The organism is Mesorhizobium sp. B1-1-6 (genome assembly GCF_006443035.1).
Lineage (GTDB): Bacteria > Pseudomonadota > Alphaproteobacteria > Rhizobiales > Rhizobiaceae > Mesorhizobium.
Genome location: NZ_VFWR01000006.1, coordinates 176,273 through 193,977 on the forward strand (window position 1 = coordinate 176,273; position 17,705 = coordinate 193,977).

The 17,705-nt window shown below is 61.3% G+C and carries 13 protein-coding genes and 1 pseudogene; 7 read left to right on the top strand and 7 right to left on the bottom strand.

The genetic code is table 11. The features are described 5' to 3' along the window. Positions 1-29: 29 nt before the first annotated feature. A complete protein-coding gene (locus FJ979_RS14170) occupies positions 30-605 on the top strand; it encodes a hypothetical protein (protein WP_224704892.1) in 576 nt (191 codons plus the stop codon). Here the strand turns inward: FJ979_RS14170 and FJ979_RS14175 are convergent. Then, positions 602-1,525, bottom strand: coding sequence for a nucleotidyltransferase and HEPN domain-containing protein (locus FJ979_RS14175; protein ID WP_140581899.1), 924 nt, complete (start codon positions 1,523-1,525; stop codon positions 602-604). The two genes, FJ979_RS14170 and FJ979_RS14175, sit on opposite strands and share 4 nt — an antisense overlap. Positions 1,526-1,932: 407 nt before the next feature. On the opposite strand from FJ979_RS14175, the gene FJ979_RS14180 reads away from it, so the two are divergent. From FJ979_RS14180 to FJ979_RS14195, 5 genes and pseudogenes are all read left to right on the top strand, one after another. After that, a complete protein-coding gene (locus tag FJ979_RS14180; protein ID WP_140581664.1) occupies positions 1,933-3,192 on the top strand; it encodes a DNA repair exonuclease in 1,260 nt (419 codons plus the stop codon). Then, positions 3,189-6,659 (top strand): AAA family ATPase, encoded by a 3,471-nt coding sequence (locus tag FJ979_RS14185; protein ID WP_140581666.1) that lies wholly within the window; start codon positions 3,189-3,191, stop codon positions 6,657-6,659. Before FJ979_RS14180 ends, FJ979_RS14185 begins: the two co-directional genes overlap by 4 nt. A gap of 194 nt (positions 6,660-6,853) precedes the next feature. Further along, positions 6,854-6,997, top strand: a pseudogene (locus FJ979_RS33035) (integrase); the annotation flags it as partial. Between the two features lie 112 nt (positions 6,998-7,109). Beyond that, entirely contained in the window at positions 7,110-8,249 is a 1,140-nt protein-coding gene (locus FJ979_RS14190; RefSeq protein ID WP_140581669.1) for an XRE family transcriptional regulator, read from the top strand. After that, positions 8,249-8,716 (top strand): PIN domain-containing protein, encoded by a 468-nt coding sequence (locus FJ979_RS14195; protein WP_140581672.1) that lies wholly within the window; start codon positions 8,249-8,251, stop codon positions 8,714-8,716. The genes FJ979_RS14190 and FJ979_RS14195 overlap by 1 nt, the downstream gene beginning before the upstream one ends. A gap of 132 nt (positions 8,717-8,848) precedes the next feature. Here FJ979_RS14195 and FJ979_RS14200 read toward each other — a convergent pair whose 3' ends face one another. From FJ979_RS14200 to FJ979_RS14230, 6 genes are all read right to left on the bottom strand, one after another. Beyond that, positions 8,849-9,685, bottom strand: a complete 837-nt coding sequence (locus tag FJ979_RS14200) for a hypothetical protein (protein WP_140581674.1) — start codon at positions 9,683-9,685, stop codon at positions 8,849-8,851. A gap of 505 nt (positions 9,686-10,190) precedes the next feature. Next, entirely contained in the window at positions 10,191-11,384 is a 1,194-nt protein-coding gene (locus FJ979_RS14210; protein WP_140581677.1) for an IS91 family transposase, read from the bottom strand. 2 nt (positions 11,385-11,386) lie between these two features. After that, positions 11,387-12,295, bottom strand: coding sequence for a tyrosine-type recombinase/integrase (locus tag FJ979_RS14215; RefSeq protein ID WP_140581679.1), 909 nt, complete (start codon positions 12,293-12,295; stop codon positions 11,387-11,389). 284 nt (positions 12,296-12,579) lie between these two features. Continuing rightward, on the bottom strand, positions 12,580-14,445 hold the full coding sequence (locus FJ979_RS14220) for a TRAP transporter large permease subunit (protein WP_140581682.1): 1,866 nt from the start codon (positions 14,443-14,445) through the stop codon (positions 12,580-12,582). 65 nt (positions 14,446-14,510) lie between these two features. Beyond that, on the bottom strand, positions 14,511-15,494 hold the full coding sequence (locus tag FJ979_RS14225; protein WP_140581684.1) for a TRAP transporter substrate-binding protein: 984 nt from the start codon (positions 15,492-15,494) through the stop codon (positions 14,511-14,513). Between the two features lie 79 nt (positions 15,495-15,573). Beyond that, a complete protein-coding gene (locus FJ979_RS14230; RefSeq protein ID WP_140581901.1) occupies positions 15,574-16,332 on the bottom strand; it encodes a GntR family transcriptional regulator in 759 nt (252 codons plus the stop codon). A 167-nt stretch (positions 16,333-16,499) separates the two neighbouring features. Between FJ979_RS14230 and FJ979_RS14235 the strand changes: the two genes are divergently transcribed. Further along, positions 16,500-17,699 carry a mandelate racemase/muconate lactonizing enzyme family protein gene (locus FJ979_RS14235; protein ID WP_140581687.1) on the top strand — a complete coding sequence of 400 codons (1,200 nt, stop codon included), beginning with the start codon at positions 16,500-16,502 and terminating at the stop codon, positions 17,697-17,699. The last annotated feature ends 6 nt before the right edge of the window (positions 17,700-17,705 follow it).

Here is a 17,705-nt window from a genome sequence, read left to right on the forward strand (position 1 = left end):
TTGCGCAGCATACCAAGGCTATCAGGCCGATGTTCCTGATGCTGCACGACGCCTACGGCGTCCAAAAGAACAGCAAGCACACATATGACCTTGCCAAGGATTGCATGAAATTTTTTGGGCGCCCGATGCGGCCCGACGCGTCCGTTGCTCGTGGACGAATATCAGAACTTCACACCCACTGTTTTGCGGGAGCTGCTGCATCTTCAGGAGCGATGCGGCTTCGCTTTACTGCTCGCCAGCAACACTCAACGGTTAGCGGCACGAGCCGTGATATCCACGCTATGAATCAGATCGAAAGCCGTATCGGCATTCGTTTCGAGATCGGGCAGCCGACGCGGGAGGATTGCGTGAGGATCGGCGCCGAACACAACGTTGAGGGGAGCCGACGCCTACGAGGCAAACGCCACCTACGGGCGAAACACCTCCCTTCGCGCGCTTTGCCACCTGTCCAGAACTGCGCCCCCGCCACCAGCGGCGACGGCAACATTCGTCTTCCCCGAATCGAGACCATGCTTCGCGGCAGGTCGTGCGGCAGCGACACTAAATTCGGACGACGACAGAAAATTCCGGACATCACACTGGAATTGGTGCGATGGCGAAGTTAGCCCGCTCGCTGATCAGCCGTATTTGCCTCGCTCCTCAACTTTTCAAGCCGTGATCGGCAGATCATTTCGATACGATCGATCAACTCGGAGACCCGCTCGGCAAGCCACTGGAGCGCTTCGCGAGTGATCTCGAAGTGCCTCGAATAGCGCGCTTTCACATAAGCCTCGTTAATGACGTTGAACCAAGCTACGAAACGCTGCTGGTCGCGGGGCCAAACTTCGGCAAGTTCCTGTGCTTGATCTTCAGCGAGGCTGCGGAGGAATTTAACGTTGTGAGAGGCAGGGCTGTAGTTCGTTAAAACCAATAACAACACCGCGTAGGCCTGCTCGATTGATTGGTGAAGGAGAAAGGCCGCTTCCTTGAAGTTGGATTCGCTGAGAAGAAATCCAGCTGTCTTTGCAAATACTCGGGCGTGCGGCAGCCTGTCTTCGAGGTGTTCGGCCGCTAATCGGAATGCATCGGCCGGCTTTGTAGGTGCCGGATGCGCCAGCGGTTCCTCGTCGAGCTCGTAAAGGACAATTCCCTCACGACGGATGTCGACGAAGAAGTACTGACCCTCCCTGAGGGCAGTGTTCACCTCCCGGCGAGAATGCACAATGAAGCTGACTGGCGTGTTGATTTCGCGCATCAGGCGGTCTGCGGCCGTCTGCCAATAGCCGGCGAAATCGGTCAGTTTGCGATTGTTCACCACCACAAGCAGGTCGAAATCCGAACGGTAGCCCTTTCTGGTATGCGGCTCGTCGACCCAGCCACCACGTGCATAAGACCCGAAAAGTATGATCTTGAGAATGCGCCCGCGCTTTTTGAAGTCGGTCGTCCCTCCCTTGAGGGCATCCTCAAACTCCTCGAGGAGCAGCTCAACCGTCTTTCTCAACTCGCGCTGCTTTGGTGGCGGGAGGTGGTCGATGCTGGATTTCATAAACAAGGATCTGTCGTCCATCTTGTGTGCATAGCCGAGACGAGGCCCCGAATCCACACACTGCCTCGTTCGGCCGAATTGAGCAACGCACACAGTGCGGCATCAAATGGAAGAGTTGTTAAGTCAGCATGCTAAACATTGCAGAGGGATTTAAGCTCATCACGCATCACTGCAATGTTGGGGATTTCCTCAATACATGCCCCACTATTTCCCAGCGCTTTTATCTGCGGAGGGTCCGTCCCGCAGCGTCACTCTCCGTCGACGCATAAGCGAACAGACTTTTACCTCGGAAAGATGTCGGCGAACTCATGCGGAAGGGGGGCGGCGGTGTCGACCGCCGGATTTTCTTGAGATTTTCCCTGTCGAGCCGCGGTCGAACACCGGTATGTTCAAACCGGAGATTTCCAATGCCATTTCGATTCGTCCACACCGCCGACATCCACCTCGACTCGCCGCTGCGTTCGCTGGCGATGCGAAACCCCGACCTTGCCGAACTCGTCGGAGACGCCAGCCGTCAGGCGTTTGTCTCGATCATTGACCTCTGCCTTGCGGAACGTGTCGATGCCCTGGTCATTGGCGGCGATCTCTATGATGGCGATCAGACTTCGATGAAAACGGCCCGCTTCCTGGCGTCACAGATGACACGGCTTCATCAGGCCGGCATCAGGGTTTTCAAGATCCGTGGCAATCATGACGCCCTGTCGCGGATATCGAAACAGCTGGTGTTCCCGGACACGGTCACGATGTTCGGCGGCCGTCCCCAGACCGTGCTGCAGACAGCCGGGGGGCTCGACGTTATGTTCCATGGCCTGAGCTTTGCCAGCCCCAAGGCGCCGCACAGTCTACTCCCGAAGTACTCAGCGCCGCGCGAGGGCGCGGTCAATGTCGGCATCATGCATACCAGCCTGGCCGGATCGCCGGGCCACGACGTCTATGCCCCCTGCAATGTCGCTGACCTGCACGGCCACGGTTTCGACTACTGGGCGCTTGGGCACATCCATGTCCGCCAAGTCCATCCCGGGGCAAGCACCGTGGTGATGCCAGGAATTCCACAGGGCAGGGACATCAACGAGGCCGGCGAGAAATCCGTCACCCTGGTGACGATACGAGACGACCGCACCATCGAGATCGAGGAAAGGCTTACCAGTATCGCCCAATTCGAGCGGGTGAGCGTCGACGTGACCGAAACGGTGGAATGGTCCGAGATCGTCGAGCGTGTCCGATCCGCGCTCGAACATGTACGCGCCTCCGTTAGATCCCGTCATGCTGTGGTTCGCCTCGGCCTGACCGGGGCGTCACCTCTATCGTGGGCACTGATCCGCGACCGGGATCTGCTGCTCGCAGAAGCCGAGCAGGTCGCGGAACAGGTAGGCGAAACCTGGGTGGAGAAGCTCGAGCTGAACGTCTCGCCACCCGCAGCCGAATCATCCGAGGGCGTCGCCGATCCGATTTTCGAGCTCGCAGAGTCCATGCGCGCCGATGCCGGCTCGGAAGCCTTCCGTGCCGAGGCGAGGGCTTTGGTCCAAAAGATGATCGCGGATCTTCCGCCTGAGGGGCGCGATTTCGCCGGCAAGGACGAGGCGGGGCTGGAAAAGTTCCTCGACAGGGTGCTTGCCAGCGGCGCCGACCTGGTCACCGCGCGCCTCAAGACCGGCGGGTCGCAATGAGGCTCCGGCGACTTGATCTCATCCGTTATGGCAAGTTCACCGACAGGACGATCGACTTCGGGCCGAGACCGGAAGCCGGTCCCGACCTGCATATCGTCTTCGGCCTCAACGAGGCCGGCAAGTCGACCGCGCTTTCCGGCTATCTCGATCTGCTGTTCGGCATCGAGGAACGCAGCCGCTACAATTTCGTGCACGAATACAGCGCCATGCGCATCGGCGGTGTGCTCGAGCTCGGCGGCGCGGAGCAGATTTTCACGCGCACCAAACAGCGCACCAACTCGTTGCTGAACGCGACTGGCCAACCAGTCAGCGAAATGGCGATATCATCCCATCTCGCCGGCCTGTCTCGCGACGCATACGAGACCATGTTCTCGCTGGACGACGAAACGCTGGAAGCCGGTGGAAAATCAATCCTGGAATCGCGCGGTGACCTCGGCAAGCTGCTGTTCACGGCCAGCGCCGGCCTCGGGCATGCAAGCGATACATTGAGCCTGCTCGAGGCCGAGGCGGACAGGCTCTATCGCAAGCAGGCACACGGAACCGAGCTTGCTCTGCTCAAGAAGCGGCTTGCGGAACTGAAGTCCAGGAGGGAGGCGATCGACACCTTGGCGTCGACCTTCGAAACCCTCCAGACAGAGCGCCTGGACGCGACAGAAAAATACGACCGCAGCATCGCTGAACGGTCGGTGCTGTCGGCCAGGCTCGATACGATCGCGAAGTATCTTCGCGCGATCCCGATCCTTGCCGATATCAGGCGCAAGCAAGCCCAGCTGGCCGAGCTGCCTGAGATCGCGTCACCGCCACGGAGCTGGACCGGCAGCGTCGCCGACATGATCGAGGCCGACGCCACTCTGAGAACGCGGCTAGCCGCGAGCGAAGACGAGCTCGAGCGGGTGACGACGAAAATCGCCTCGGTCCATGTCGACGAAGCGGTCCTTGCGATTTCCGAACGGGTTCGCGGCCTGGCCGACCGCAAGGTGCGTCACGTCTCGGCCGGGCTGGACCTGCCAAGTCGCAGGACCGAGCTACAAATCCTCGACAATGCCGTGGCGACCTGCCTTGCCGCTCTTGGAAGGCCCGCCGAGCCGGACCCTGCCAAGCTGCTCCTGCCTGCCGCAACCATTGGCGCTGTGCGCACCATGCTCGAGCAGCGATCGGGGATCGTTACCGGCGTGCGTGTTGCGCACGAGGAGGCCGCGGCAGCAGCCGATGCGCTCCAGGATGCGCGCGACCGGGTCGGCGAAGAACGGGCCGTGCCCGAGCCTGCCCGGGCAAGGCTGGTTTCGGCTTTGTCGACGGCAAGGGCCGGCGGATACCTGAGGGAGACCAAGGCGGCGCGTGAGGCCACGGATGCGGCAGCAATTCGATGGCAGGCCGCGATCGCGCGCTTGCATCCCTGGTCGGGAGATGCGCAAGGCTTGGCCAGGATCGCCGTTCCGAATGCTGGACAGCTTGGCGCCTGGAAGGCGCTGGCTGCGGAGTTGGGGAAGAGCAGGGGCGTCCTTGCCGAACGTCTTGCCGAGCACCAGGGCAATCACAATCTGTTTGCCGCGCGGCTCAATGCCCTTCGTGCCTCGGTCCATGTCAGCGACGATGATGCGGCCGGCGCCATACGGCGCGCCCGCGACGAGGCTTGGGCGCGGCATCGCGGTGACCTGACTGGCGAAACCGCGGATGATTTCGCGGCGGCACTGGCCCGAGACGACAGTGTCGGAGCAGGCCGTCTGGCCAACGCCCGGGAGCTCGTTGAGATTCGCAGCGCCAACCGCAACCTCGCTGAGACCGCGGCCAACATCGCGCATACGCGCGACCAACTTGCACGCATCGGCTCAGATCTGCAGGCAGTGCACTTGGAAATGCGCGCGGCCGCAAGAGACTTGCTCGGGCCGTGCCAGGAAGCTTCCCCCGAACAGCTGGTCGAGATGATAGAGGATCGCATTGCTGCTCGGAACGATGCGCTCGCGGGATGGGAGGAGATCGAGCTTTCCCGCAAGAAGTCCGAGCGCGCGGTTGATGAGGAAGGCCGAACACGCCTGGCGCTGAGCGGCGCCCTGGCGAGCGTCGGCGTCGGTTCGGATCCTGGTGACAGCCTGGAAACGGTCATGGCCGTGGCAGAGCTGTTTCTTGACAGGCAATTCAAGGTGGACGCCGAGCGCGCCGAGGCGCTCAAGACCGTTGCCGCAAGGCAAGAGGATCTGGCCGCCAGGCGCCGCGCCATTGAAGTCGCTGAGCGGCGTGAGGATGAATGGCAGGCCGGCATTGCCGAAGCGCTCAAGGGTACCTGGCTCGAGAGTGGCATCTCGGCGCCCGGCCTCGGCGGGGTGCTGGATCAATTGGCTGAGCTGTCCAGATGTCTTCAGGACCGGAACGCCATGCAACTGCGTATCGACAAGATGGAGGCCGACAGGGACAGTTTCCTGGTCGAGGTTGCCGCCGTTGCAGCCGAAGCGGGGGAGGCGGCCGATGACGACGGACCGGAACAGCTGGCGATTGGGCTTGCCGAGCGCCTGGAGCGCGCGGAGCGCACACGCGAGGCCAAGGCAAGCCTCGTCAATGACCTGCGGCGCCTGCACGATGCGCGTGAGATCCTCGATGGCGAGATTTCGGCACATGAGCGCCGCAAGAACGAGGTCCTGAGCGTCTTTGGCGTGGCCACGCTGGCGGAGGTCGTGCAACGCGACGAACTGCTGCGCGACAGGGATCGCCTGCGCACAACCGTGGCCGAGCTTGAGGAGCAGGTGTCATCCGAGCTCGCGACGGAAGGCTTCGAGCAGGCGCGTTCGATATTGGATGCTGTCGATCTCGACAGTCTCGCAATCGAGAAGGCTGAGGCCGAGCAACGGCTTCGCGCTTCCGACGAGGCAATACAGCACCAGCTCATTCGGCAGATGCGCGCGACCGACAAGCTGGACGCCATTGGCGGCGACAGCGCTGTTGCCCGCATAGATGCCGAACGGCGCACCGTCCTTCTGGAAATCGAGGAAAAGGCCGTCCGCTATATCGAGCTGAAATTGGGAATAATGGCGGCTGGAAATGCTCTGCGCGTCTACCGCGAGCGCCACCGCTCCGGGATGATGCAGCGCGCATCTAACGCATTCGTCCTCATGACGCGCGGCCAGTACTCTGGCCTCACAACGCAACCTGTTAAGGGTGGGGAAGTGCTCATCGCGTTGCAGCGCGATGGGCAATCCAAGGTCGCCGACGCGCTGTCAAAGGGCGCGCGTTTTCAGCTCTACCTGGCGCTCAGGCTTGCCGGGTATTACGAGTTCGCACAGTTTCGACCCTCAGTGCCATTCATCGCCGACGACATCATGGAGACCTTCGACCATGTCCGGTCCGAGGAGGTTTTCAGGTTGTTTGGGGAGATGGCAAGTGCAGGACAGGTAATCTACCTGACACATCACCAGCACCTGTGCGAGATCGCCAAGACAGTAGTGCCGGGCGTAGCGGTCCATGAGCTCGGATGAGATTGGACTTTATTTGATGCGCTGCGGTAACTACCGTGCTGTTCGATTTTCCCCTTAGGTAGTCTAATCGACATTTCCAAGCGCCGCCTTTGGCGTCAGCTTTGCGCCTCATTTCGGCCGTTCAGCTTTCCGATGCATAAACCCTGAAGCTGCCGTCCGTCAGCCCGCTACGGCTGGTGACGTGAAGGACCGACAGGTTATCGATGATCTACAATATCACCGGCGACCTTCGCGCGGTTCAAATCCTGCTGGGTCACACGAAGATCGAGAACACCGCTCGGTATCTCGGCCTCGAAATAGAGGACGCTCTGACCCTCGCAGCGCGAACCGAGGTCTGACGGTGGAGTGGCCTTAAGGAGGCGCTCTCCTATGCCGGCTGGCTAAATGTCGAGTTAGTGGCGCAATCTTTGGCATAGGAAGAACTGCTTACCCGTTATACCCTGGGGCGAAATGGCAGAGCAGATTCCCATCAACCCCGCCCTCTTGGTTTGGGCCCGCCAGCGAGCGGGCCTGAGCCGTGACGAGGTCGCACAGAAGTTCAAGCGGATCGCCGACTGGGAGGCAGGTGCATCCGCGCCGACCTACCCGCAGCTTGAGCAACTCTCCGACATGCTCAAGGTCCCGATCGCGGTGTTTTTCTTCCCCGACCCGCCGGATGTGCCGCCGATCAACGAGACGTTTCGCACGCTGCCTGAGGCCGAGTTGGATCGCCTGCCGAGCCGGGTTCGCATGTTGATGCGCAAGGCAAAGGCAATGCAGATCAATTTGGCGGAACTCACCCAAGGACGGAACCCGGCAGAGCGTCTTATCACGCGGGATCTACAGTTCGCTCCGAACGTAGATATAGCCCAGATGGCCGCCGCCGTGCGTCAGTACATTGGGGTGACCGTCCAGCAGCAGCAGACATGGCACGGTGATGATGCGGCTCTTAAGGAGTGGCGGACGGCTCTGCTGAACGTGGGCGTCTTCGTCTTCAAGGACGCGTTCCGAGCGGACGACTTCTCGGGGTTCTGCCTCTACGACGATGAGTTCCCAGTAATCTATGTGAACAACAGCTCGACCAGGACCCGGCAGATATTCACCTACTTCCACGAACTCGCGCACCTCATCTTCCATACCAGCGGAATCGATATGGTTCGCGACCGATACGTGGATCGGCTCGTTGGCGATGCCCGGCAGATTGAGGTTATCTGCAACAGCTTCGCTGCCCAGGTACTGCTGCCAGAAGACGCCTTCCAACGCGCGATGGTCGGAAGGCAAGCCACCGAAGTGACTGCAGAGACTCTCGCGGCCCAGTTCCACGTCAGCAGGGAGGTGATTTTTCGTCGCCTGTTGGACCAAGGCAGAGTGGCAGAGGACCGGTACGACCAAGCGGTCGAAAGGTGGAACGCGCAGCGCCAGATCGAGCGCGCACCGGGCGGAAATCCGTATTGGACCAAGCTCGCGTACCTGGGCCGTGAGTACGTGGCCCTGGCACTGTCGCAGTACCACCAGAACAGGATCGACGAGGGACAGCTGGCAGACTTCCTCGATACGAAGCCGCGTCACGTTGGGGCTCTGGAGGAGTATTTCAGCCGGGGGGCTTCTTAATGTACGTGTTCGACACCTCGCCCCTCTCAACCCTGTTCAAGAACTACTACCGACGCCGCTTCCCGACGCTTTGGGACCGCTTTGACGGGCTGGTAGCGGATGGCCAGATCATCTCAACCCGCGAGGTCCGCCGCGAGTGCGTGGACGGTCCTGTGGAGACCTTGAGGGACTGGGCTGGGACGCGGGAAGAATTCTTCCACATACCCGGCGCAGCTGAGGGCGCGTTCGTGGGCCAGATATACGGGGTCGTGCACTTCCAGCAAAACATCGAGCAGCGGAAGCTGCTCAGGGGCGGGCGCAACGCTGACCCGTTCGTGATTGCGAAGGCGGCGTCGGAGGGACGAGGCGTGGTCACCATGGAGGAGTTCAAGCCGAACGGCGCGAAAATCCCGAACATTTGCCGCCATTTCGAGGTGGAGTGCCTGTCGCTCGAAGAGTTCATGGAGCGCGAAGGCTGGGAGTTCTAGAGGCACTTGGGCTTAAACCTGCGACCCGCTTATTGAGAGTAGCTGCGGGCGCCGCGATGGCAGCTTTTTGCCAGTCACCGCCCGCCAATCGCCAGTCGGTCCCCATAGGCACTCGGGGGTCTCCGCCGCTATCTAATTCTCCGCCTCTGCCGCAGCGGCTGCCCGTTCATCGGGCGTCGGGAAGATAGTTAGAAGCTCCTCAGGAGGAATGTTTTTTGAACCTTTTTCAAGCAAGCCGCTGGAGGTAAGGCATATAAAGCCGATTCCGAATTGGCACGCGGAGATCATAAAGTCCTCCTTCTCCTTGTAGCCGTAGCGGTAGCCGAATCTGCGCCCGTACTCCTTGATGTTGCGTCGGGTCCCCTCCTCTGTCTCGGGCAGCATCCGATTCAGGTAGTCCGTCAGCATCGAAGCCCGCGGATGGCGGCCATGCACTATGCCCGCCCAGATGTAGTGCTTCCTCGTAAGGAACTTGCCGCCCGTCTCCCTGTAGTAGATCGCGCAAGCTAGCTTCCGACCGATGACCTTTGCGGCCTCGAAAAACTCCTCGGACGCTCCCGCAAGCGGCAAGTTGGTCAGGTCAGCATCCGGCGGCACCTGGATACCCATCTTAGTGAGCGCTTCCGCCTTGGCCTTATTGCTAAGCTTTGTGTTTAAGAGTGCCGATTTGTAGTTGTTCTTGATGCCGTCCCGTAGCTTCCACATCGACCACAGGTCTTTGGTGAACAGATCGGGGTTCCCCATCTGCATGTAGTAGCCGAATATCTGGTCTTCCTTCTTGCTCGACCGGTTGCAGGCTTCGCACGCCGGAAACTCAAAATCCTCGGGGAAGTAGCCTTTCGGAAAACACGCCTGAGGCGGGATGTGATCGATCGTGGACGACTTTGTCGCGCCGCCGCAGAGGCAGCACAGGGGATGATCCTCTAGCAGCTGTTGATAGCGGCTCTTCTTCTGCTTCGCTTGTCCCATCTAGCATCTCCCAGAGTGCTTGCCAGCTTGCAGCCTTTAGCCACGCAATGACGGTGTCTTACGCGCCTCCGATCAAGCCTAAAGTTGGGCGTGCCCGCAATGGCAGACTTCGGGAAGCAGTCAGTGGCTTCGGAACGACAGAGATGAGGTCGGCTGCGGAATGGCAGCTATAGAGATAAATACAGCCGAAAGCTGACGGACTGCTGTCGTGAAGAGTTTCGGGCGCCGGCAGGCGTACGAAAGTCCCCGAGGAAGGAACCCGCGGGCCACAGGCGATGGCTATGGGGATTTCGATTTTTGGCTGGTGTCGGGGATGGCGCGACCACCGCCGAGAAGCGGCGGGATTGATGCACACGGACCGCCTTGTCTTCCGGCCTTCGGCATGCTCGGCTCGGGGTGCGGTCGGACGCAGCCCTGTCGAGGCCGATGATCACCATGGACGCGCGTGGGTTCGTTGCCGGAGGCTGAGCGCCTGTGGCTGAAGGCTGGACTTCGCCATGCCGCGTCATGGGACGCTCTCCCGGTTCGTCGCCGATGCGTCCGGCGGCCCGCGCGGCTGCCTCCACCGTTCGAACACGTCGATGATGATCATCCGTCCGCCGCAGCACGGGCATGGCGGGCGGAAGTCAGTCGGTTCTTCCGGAGTGTCGTCTTCGGGCGGCGGCGCGACGCTCAACAGTTTGCGCGCGAGTGCGAGGCTGGCCTTGCGAGCAGAGCCGGCGAGCAGGCCGTAGTGCCGGATGCGGTGGAAGCCACGCGGCAGGATGTGGAGCAGGAATCGGCGGATGAACTCGTCGGTGGCGAGCGTCATGATCTGCTGCCGGTCTGTGCCGTCGCGACGATAGTCCTTGTAGCGGAACGTGACCTCGGCCTCATCGAATCGGATGAGGCGGCGGTTCGAGATCGCAACCCGGTGGGTGTAGCGGGACAGATAGGCAAGTACGGCTTGAGGCCCGGCGAAGGGCGCCTTGGCATAAACCACCCAGCGCTTCTTCCGGACCGGCGCCAGGTGCCGCAGGAATGCTTGCCGGTCGGTGAAGTGCGCCATCGATCCAAAGAAGGTGAGCCGGCCGGCATCGTGCAGCGCGACCAGCCGCGTGAGGAACAGGCGGCGGAACAGCTTGCCGAGCACGCGCACCGGCAGCAGGAAGGCCGGGCGCGACGATATCCACCGGCTTCCGTCTGGCGCGATGCCGCCGCCCGGCACGATCATGTGCACGTGCGGATGGTGCGTCATCGCCGAACCCCAGGTGTGGAGCACGGCAGTGATGCCGATGCGCGCGCCGAGATGCTTCCGATCTGCCGCGATGGTCAGCATCGTCTCCGACGCTGCCTTGAACAGCAGGTCGTAGACCGCCGCCTTGTTGTGGAAGGCGATGTCGGCGACCTCGGCGGGCAGCGTGAAGACAACGTGGAAGTAGCCGACCGGCAGCAGGTCGGCCTCGCGCTCGGCAAGCCATGTCCGCGCGGCCGCGCCCTGGCACTTCGGGCAGTGCCGGTTGCGACAGGAGTTGTAGGCGATGCGCCACTGGCCGCAGTTCTCGCAGGCTTCGACATGCCCGCCGAGGGCCACGGTGCGGCAGTGCTCGATCGCCGACATGACCTTGAGCTGCTGCAGGGTCAGATGTCCTGCATGGGCGGCCCGGTAGGCGGGCCCGGCAGTGCGGAAGATGTCGGCAACCTCGATCGAGGCGCGCACGCTCAGCCGTCGGGTGAGATCTCTTCCGGCTTGAAGAGGCCAAGCTTGTCGAGCGGGCTCGTGACCGTGCGCACCGTGCGGGTTGCAACCTTGGTGTAGAAGGCGGTGCTATTTAGCTTGGCGTGCCCGAGCAGGACCTGGATGATCCGGATGTCGGTGCCGTCCTCCAGCAGGTGGGTGGCGAAGCTGTGACGCAGCGTGTGCGGCCCGACCCGCTTGGCGATGTCGGCGGCCTGCGCTGCCTCGACGACCACGCGATAAAGCTGGCGGGTGCTGATCGGCTTCATCGCATGCTGCCCCGGAAACAGCCAGCCGTCGCGATGCATCACCCCCTGCTGGCGTCCGACCTGCCACCACTGGCGCAGCAACAAGAGCAGATCTTGCGACAGCATGGCGTTCCGGTATCGCCCGCCCTTGCCACGCTCGACACGTAGCAGCATCCGCTCGCTATCGATGTCAGCGACCTTCAGCGTCGAGACCTCCGCCACGCGCAGGCCCGCGCCATAAGCGACCGACAGCGCGGCCTGGTGCTTGAGGCAGGTGGTGGCGTTGAGCAGCCGGGCAACCTCGTCGCGGCTCAGGACCACGGGCAGCGTGCGCGGATGCGCCAGCCGAACGAGCTTGCGCGCCAGATCCGGACGATCGACCGTATGCGTGAAGAAGAAGCGCAGCGCCGACACGATGCTGTTCATCGTCGGCACGGGAACGCCGTCGTCCTGCTGCTCGATCTGGAAGCGGCGCAGGTCGTCGGTGGTCGCTGTGTCTGGTGAGCGCCCGAGGAACGTCGCCAGGCGTCCGATGTCGCGGAGATAGTTGCGCTGCGTCTCCCGTGAGAAACGCCGCATGTTCATGTCGTCGATCAGCCGCTGCCGCAGCGGACTGATAGGTGCATCAAGAATAGGATAGGGCATGGTCGGGCTCCTTGTTGAAGAAGCCCGTGATGCTCTGCCCCTGCCGAACCCCGCTCAACGCAGGCGCAACGTCCGGTTCTTGATCTCTACCTCAACCGCAGGCGCCCATCCCGCGCAGCGGGTTCGTTCATCGGCCCCATCGGTCGTCAAGCTGCGTTCGTAGACTTTCAAAAGCGGGAACTGCCTCTAATACATCCGAGTGCCAGCCGATTATGTCGGCACGCACTCGTCAATGCTTGTGGTACGTACGCCGTTACCTTCGATGCCGAATCCGTTTGGGGAAATCACTCCATCAGATTCCACAAGCCGAGCGTCAGAACCGGGAAAGCGCAGACGAGGGCTAGGACGATGACGCCGGCAAGGAAGAACGGCATGACCTCCCGGAAGACCTTGACCGGTGAGACCTTGGCGATCTGGGCCGAGATGAACACGAGAATCCCGACCGGCGGCGTCAGCCCGCCCATCTGCAGGTTGATGATCATGATCATCCCGAGCTGGACCGGGTCCATGCCGACCGATTTCATCAGCGGCAGGAACAAAGGCGCCAGGATCAGCATCGCCGGGGTCAGGTCGAGGAACATGCCGGCCACGAACAGGATTGCGTTCATCATCAAAAGGAGCAGCAGCTTGCTTTCGCCGCCGACGCCGATCCACTCGATCAATTGCTGGGGAATCTGCTCGGCGATCAAAACCCAGGCGAACGGGATCGATGCCGCGATCAGGAAGCCGATCAGGGCCGAATCCGTCGCGCATTCGACGAGCGAGCGATAGAAGGCCTTCCACGTGTATTCCCGGTAGGCGAACTTGCCAAGGATGAAGGTCCAGAACAGCGCGATCGCCCCCGCTTCCGTCGCCGTGGTGATGCCGAAGCGTATGCAGCCGATGATGATCGCGGCGATGAACAGGGCTGGCAATGCGCGCAGGAACGTCGTGCCGACCGTGCTCAACGGTGCCCTTGCCGACGCCGTTTCATAGCCGCGCTTTCGCGCGACCAAATAAGCCGTCGTCATCATGGCGATCGCGATGAGCACACCGGGCACGTAACCCGCAATGAAGAGCTTGGCGATCGAGACGTCGGCGACCGAGGCGTAGACCAGCATGGCGATGGCCGGCGGTACAACATTCGGAAGGATCGATCCTGCAGCGGTCACGGCACAGGAAAAGGCCGGTGAATAGCCGCGCTTGACCATCTGCGGAACGATGATCTTGGTAGTGCTGGCCGCATCCGCTCCGGACGAGCCGGAGATACCGCCGATCAGCAGGCTATTCAGGATATTGACGTGGGCCAGCCCGCCGCGGAGATGGCCGACAAGGGCTGCGGCCAGATCGATGAGCCTGGACGACAGGCCGCCGAGATCGAGCAGATAGCCCGTCGTCAGGAAGAAGGGGATGGCGAGCAGCAGGAAGTTCGTCGCGCCGCTCGCCATTGTCTGGACCACGGCCGGGCCGGGAATGATGTCGGCGCCCCAGGTCGTCAAGAATGCGCCGAAAAGCAGCGAAAACGCTACCGGAACGCCGAGAAACAGGCAGACGAAGAAGGTCACCGTCATCAGAAGGCTGGGCGAGATGTCGATGAATGGCAGGAAGGACGAATTGTCCATCACAAGATAGGCGATTGCCGCGGTGACGATGGCAGCCGCATTGCGCAAGAAGGTGCGGCCGTCTCCGTCCTGGAACAGCGCGAACAGGAGCCCGATAGCGGCGGTCGTGGGGATCACGCCGAAGCGGTAGGCGTTCGGCCATTGCAGGGTGATGCTGAGGCCGCCGACGAGGGTGGCGAGCCGATAGCCCGCGAACGCCAGCATGATGAGGGTCAGCGCCACAATGACGTCCCGAAGGAATCGCGTGACGCGGTACCCCAGGACGAAATCGACCGCGACATGCCGTTTCTGCCGGATGCCCATCGCCGCGCCGATGAAGATCATCCAGGTGAAGGCCCAGACAGAGAACTCCTCCGTCCAGGAAAAGGAATCGTTGAAGACGTAGCGTGAGACCACGCCTGCCAGAACGGAAAGCGACATGAGAACGAGCACGACAAAATTGACGGCGCCCATGGCTTTCTCAATGAGAGAAATCACGGGCTCGAACCGCGCCTCAATAGAGGAGCCGCGGCCAAGCGCCGTGGCCTGCACGCTATCTGGAGCTTCCATGACCTTCCTCCCGGCAGTAACGGTAGAGAGCGTCGGCTCCGGTCATGGGGCCGACGCATGAGACGCTATTTGGTGTTCTGGATGATCTTGATGAGCGCGTCGGCGTCGGGGATCTTCGCGGCGAACTCTTTTTGCACAGGTTCCATCAGCGCAATCCAGGGCGCCTTGGCCTCGATCGTCTTGATCTTGGCGCCCTTGCTTTCGGTTTCGGCGAGCGCTGCGCTGTCCGCCTTTTCCTGTAGCGCCGGCAGTTCTTTCTGGGCCTTGACGGCCTCTTCGGTAACGATCGCCTTGTAGTCGTCGGGCAGCTTGTTCCACCAGTTGTCGGCCACCACCCAGGTGCCGAAGGCGTAGATGTAGTCGATCTTCGTGTAGTAGGGCGCGACTTCATAGAATTTGAACGTCAGGTAGTTTGAGGCCGTGTTGTCGAAATAGTCCGCCACGCCGGTCTGCAGCGCATTGTAGATTTCGGGAGCCGGGATCGGCACGGGATTGGCGCCGACCGCCTTCCAGGTCGCAACGAAGAGCGGGCTCTGGATGACGCGCATCTTCTTGCCCTTCACATCGTCCGGCTTATCGATCGGAAAGGTGCTCATCAGGTTGCGGGCGCCGTTGACGGAAAACCCGAGCAGATGGAACCCCTGCTCCTCGAATTTCGGAGCAAGCTGCTCCGTCAGCGGCCCGTTGATCGCAACGGCCTGGGCATCCGACGTCACCAGGAAGGGAAGATCGAGCACCTGGACCTGCGGCACCCAGGACGACAGGACTGAACTGGTGAGAACGCCCATCTGCACGGAACCCAGCCGGATTCCCTGCGCCGCGTCGGCTTCGCCGCCAAGCAGGCTGTTGGGATAGATCTTGATATCGACGTCGCCCTTGGTGCGCTGGCGCACCGCTTCAGCGAAATTCTCGGCAGCGACCTCCTTGGGATTGCCCTTCTGGACGTCGAGCGAAAGCTTGGCGGTGAACTTGGCAGCTAAAGCGTCTGTGGCAGACAGGGCGGTCGCTGCTATCGCGGCGGAAAAGATCAAGGCAAGGATAGATTTCACGTGGGTTCTCCTCTCTGAAGTTTGGAATGCAGAAAATTGGGCGTAGGGTTATTGGCCCATCGCCGGCGACGTTTACAGATCAGATCAGCGGCGCCAGGCTGGCATCGAGAAGCGAGGGATCCACCTCTCTCTCGATCGCTTCGAACATACTTTCTACGAAAGCGATGAGATCGTTCGTGGCCCTCACCGCCCGATCTTCATGGCGGTTTGCCACGGCATCGAGGATCGCCAGATGGCAATCGATGGCCGCGGCCAGGCCGTCCGTGGCCGACAATTGTGTGTGATGAATCCAGCCGATCCGCCGGAAGATCGTGTGGAGCGGACGTAACGTATGCTCGAGAAACGGCTCGGCGGCGGCGGAGAGAATAAGCTTGTCGATGCGGCGGTCCAGAACGTTGAAGGCATCGACCGTCAATGTATCTCGCCGCTCTCCCAGTAGACGGGACATATGCAGCAACTGGTTGCGGTGGGTCGACTGCGAGCGTTCGGTCGCAAGCTGGATAACGAACCGCTCCAGATCACCGCGAAGCCGGAGCAGCGTCCGGTCACGGGCAAGATCGATCGGCGCGATTTGGAGCCCGTGGCGCGGATGGACGACGATCAGGGTGTCGTCAGCGAGCCTGCCGACGGCCTGATGGACCGGCGTACGACTGAATCCCGAGAGGTTCTGAAGCTCCTGGATCGAAAGCCGGCTGCCCGGCCTGAGCTCACAGTTGATGATCAGCCCCTCGATCCTCTCGTAAGCGAGCTCGAAGAGATTTCTAGAATTTTGTCGCCGGGGCGCATCCTCCGCCACCAGCGAATCCGCCAGTTTCGGCACTGTTCGTTTGTTAGCCATGCCAATCCTCCCGAGACGGCGTTCCAACTCACCGTAAAAACTCTTATGACATATTGTGATATTTCACAACAGGGATTACGCTGCCGTACGTTACCGGGGAACATGGTCACTCATGACTTGACCGTGCGCCGTTCTCTGGAAGCAATATCTGGAGGAGGATTTCGACCATGAAAATCACTGCGCTTGAAACCCTGCGCACCGAGGAATTCTCCAACGTCCTGTGGGTGCGCGTGCACACCGACCAAGGCACGATCGGGTTGGGAGAAACCTTCTATGGCGCCGGCGCGGTGGAAGCTCAGATCCACGACACGCTGGCGGGCCGTCTTCTTGGACAGGACCCACTGCGCATCGAAGCACTCAATCGGATCATGACCGACCTGCCGATGGCGCAGGCATCGACGGGCGTCGAATATCGCGCCGCTTCTGCCATCGACATCGCGTTATGGGACCTGTTCGGCAAAGTCTGCCATCAACCGGTGCATCAGATGCTTGGCGGCCCCTGCACCGACAGACTGCGGGTGTATAACACCTGTGCGGGGTATGGTTACGTGCGCAACAAGAATATCCGCCCGGTCGACACCTGGAACCTCGGCAACAAGGAGGGTCCTTATGAAGATCTCGCAGCGTTCATGACCGATGCGGGAGCGCTGGCCGAGAACCTGCTCGAAAGTGGCATTACAGCCATGAAGATCTGGCCGTTCGACCCGGCCGCGCAGGAAAACCGCGGCATGTTCATCAACGCCGAGCAGATGAAAAAGGCGATCGAACCCTTCGAGAAAATACGCAAGCGGGTCGGCGACAAGATGGAGATCATGGTCGAGTTCCACTCCTTATGGAACCTGCCGACAGCAAAGACAATCGCTCGCGCGCTCGAGCCCTATCAGCCGACCTGGTATGAAGATCCCATCCGCATGAATTCTCCGCAGGCGTTGGCGGAATATGCGGCCTCAACCGATGTCTGGGTATGCGCCAGCGAAACGCTCGGCACGCGGTTCCCCTACAAGGACATGCTCGATCGCGACGCCACTCATGTCGTGATGGTCGACCTGTGCTGGACCGGCGGCCTGACGGAGGGGCGAAAGATCGCGTCCCTCGCCGACACCTATCACCGCCCCTTCGCCCCGCATGACTGCACCGGGCCGGTCGGCTTCGCGGCCGCCGTGCATGCGTCCTTCAGCCAGCCCAACACGCTGATCCAGGAATCGGTTCGGGCGTTCTACGACGGCTGGTACAAGGAACTGGTCACTGTGGTTCCAACCATCAAGGACGGCTATGTGCTGCCGATGGAAGGTCCTGGCCTCGGCGTCGACCTGCTTCCTGCGGTATACGAGCGCTCTGACCTCATCTGCCGCAAATCCGAACTGTGAGGCACT

Bases quoted from the DNA above. Each gene is read 5' to 3' on its own strand.
- FJ979_RS14175 (WP_140581899.1), bottom strand. From the start codon at position 1,525: ATGAAATCCAGCATCGACCACCTCCCGCCACCAAAGCAGCGCGAGTTG.
- FJ979_RS14180 (WP_140581664.1), top strand. From the start codon at position 1,933: ATGCCATTTCGATTCGTCCACACCGCCGACATCCACCTCGACTCGCCG.
- FJ979_RS14230 (WP_140581901.1), bottom strand. From the start codon at position 16,332: ATGGCTAACAAACGAACAGTGCCGAAACTGGCGGATTCGCTGGTGGCG.
- FJ979_RS14170 (WP_224704892.1), top strand. From the start codon at position 30: ATGTTCCTGATGCTGCACGACGCCTACGGCGTCCAAAAGAACAGCAAG.
- FJ979_RS14195 (WP_140581672.1), top strand. From the start codon at position 8,249: ATGTACGTGTTCGACACCTCGCCCCTCTCAACCCTGTTCAAGAACTAC.
- FJ979_RS14185 (WP_140581666.1), top strand. From the start codon at position 3,189: ATGAGGCTCCGGCGACTTGATCTCATCCGTTATGGCAAGTTCACCGAC.
- FJ979_RS14215 (WP_140581679.1), bottom strand. From the start codon at position 12,295: ATGCCCTATCCTATTCTTGATGCACCTATCAGTCCGCTGCGGCAGCGG.
- FJ979_RS14220 (WP_140581682.1), bottom strand. From the start codon at position 14,445: ATGGAAGCTCCAGATAGCGTGCAGGCCACGGCGCTTGGCCGCGGCTCC.
- FJ979_RS14235 (WP_140581687.1), top strand. From the start codon at position 16,500: ATGAAAATCACTGCGCTTGAAACCCTGCGCACCGAGGAATTCTCCAAC.
- FJ979_RS14190 (WP_140581669.1), top strand. From the start codon at position 7,110: ATGGCAGAGCAGATTCCCATCAACCCCGCCCTCTTGGTTTGGGCCCGC.
- FJ979_RS14200 (WP_140581674.1), bottom strand. From the start codon at position 9,685: ATGGGACAAGCGAAGCAGAAGAAGAGCCGCTATCAACAGCTGCTAGAG.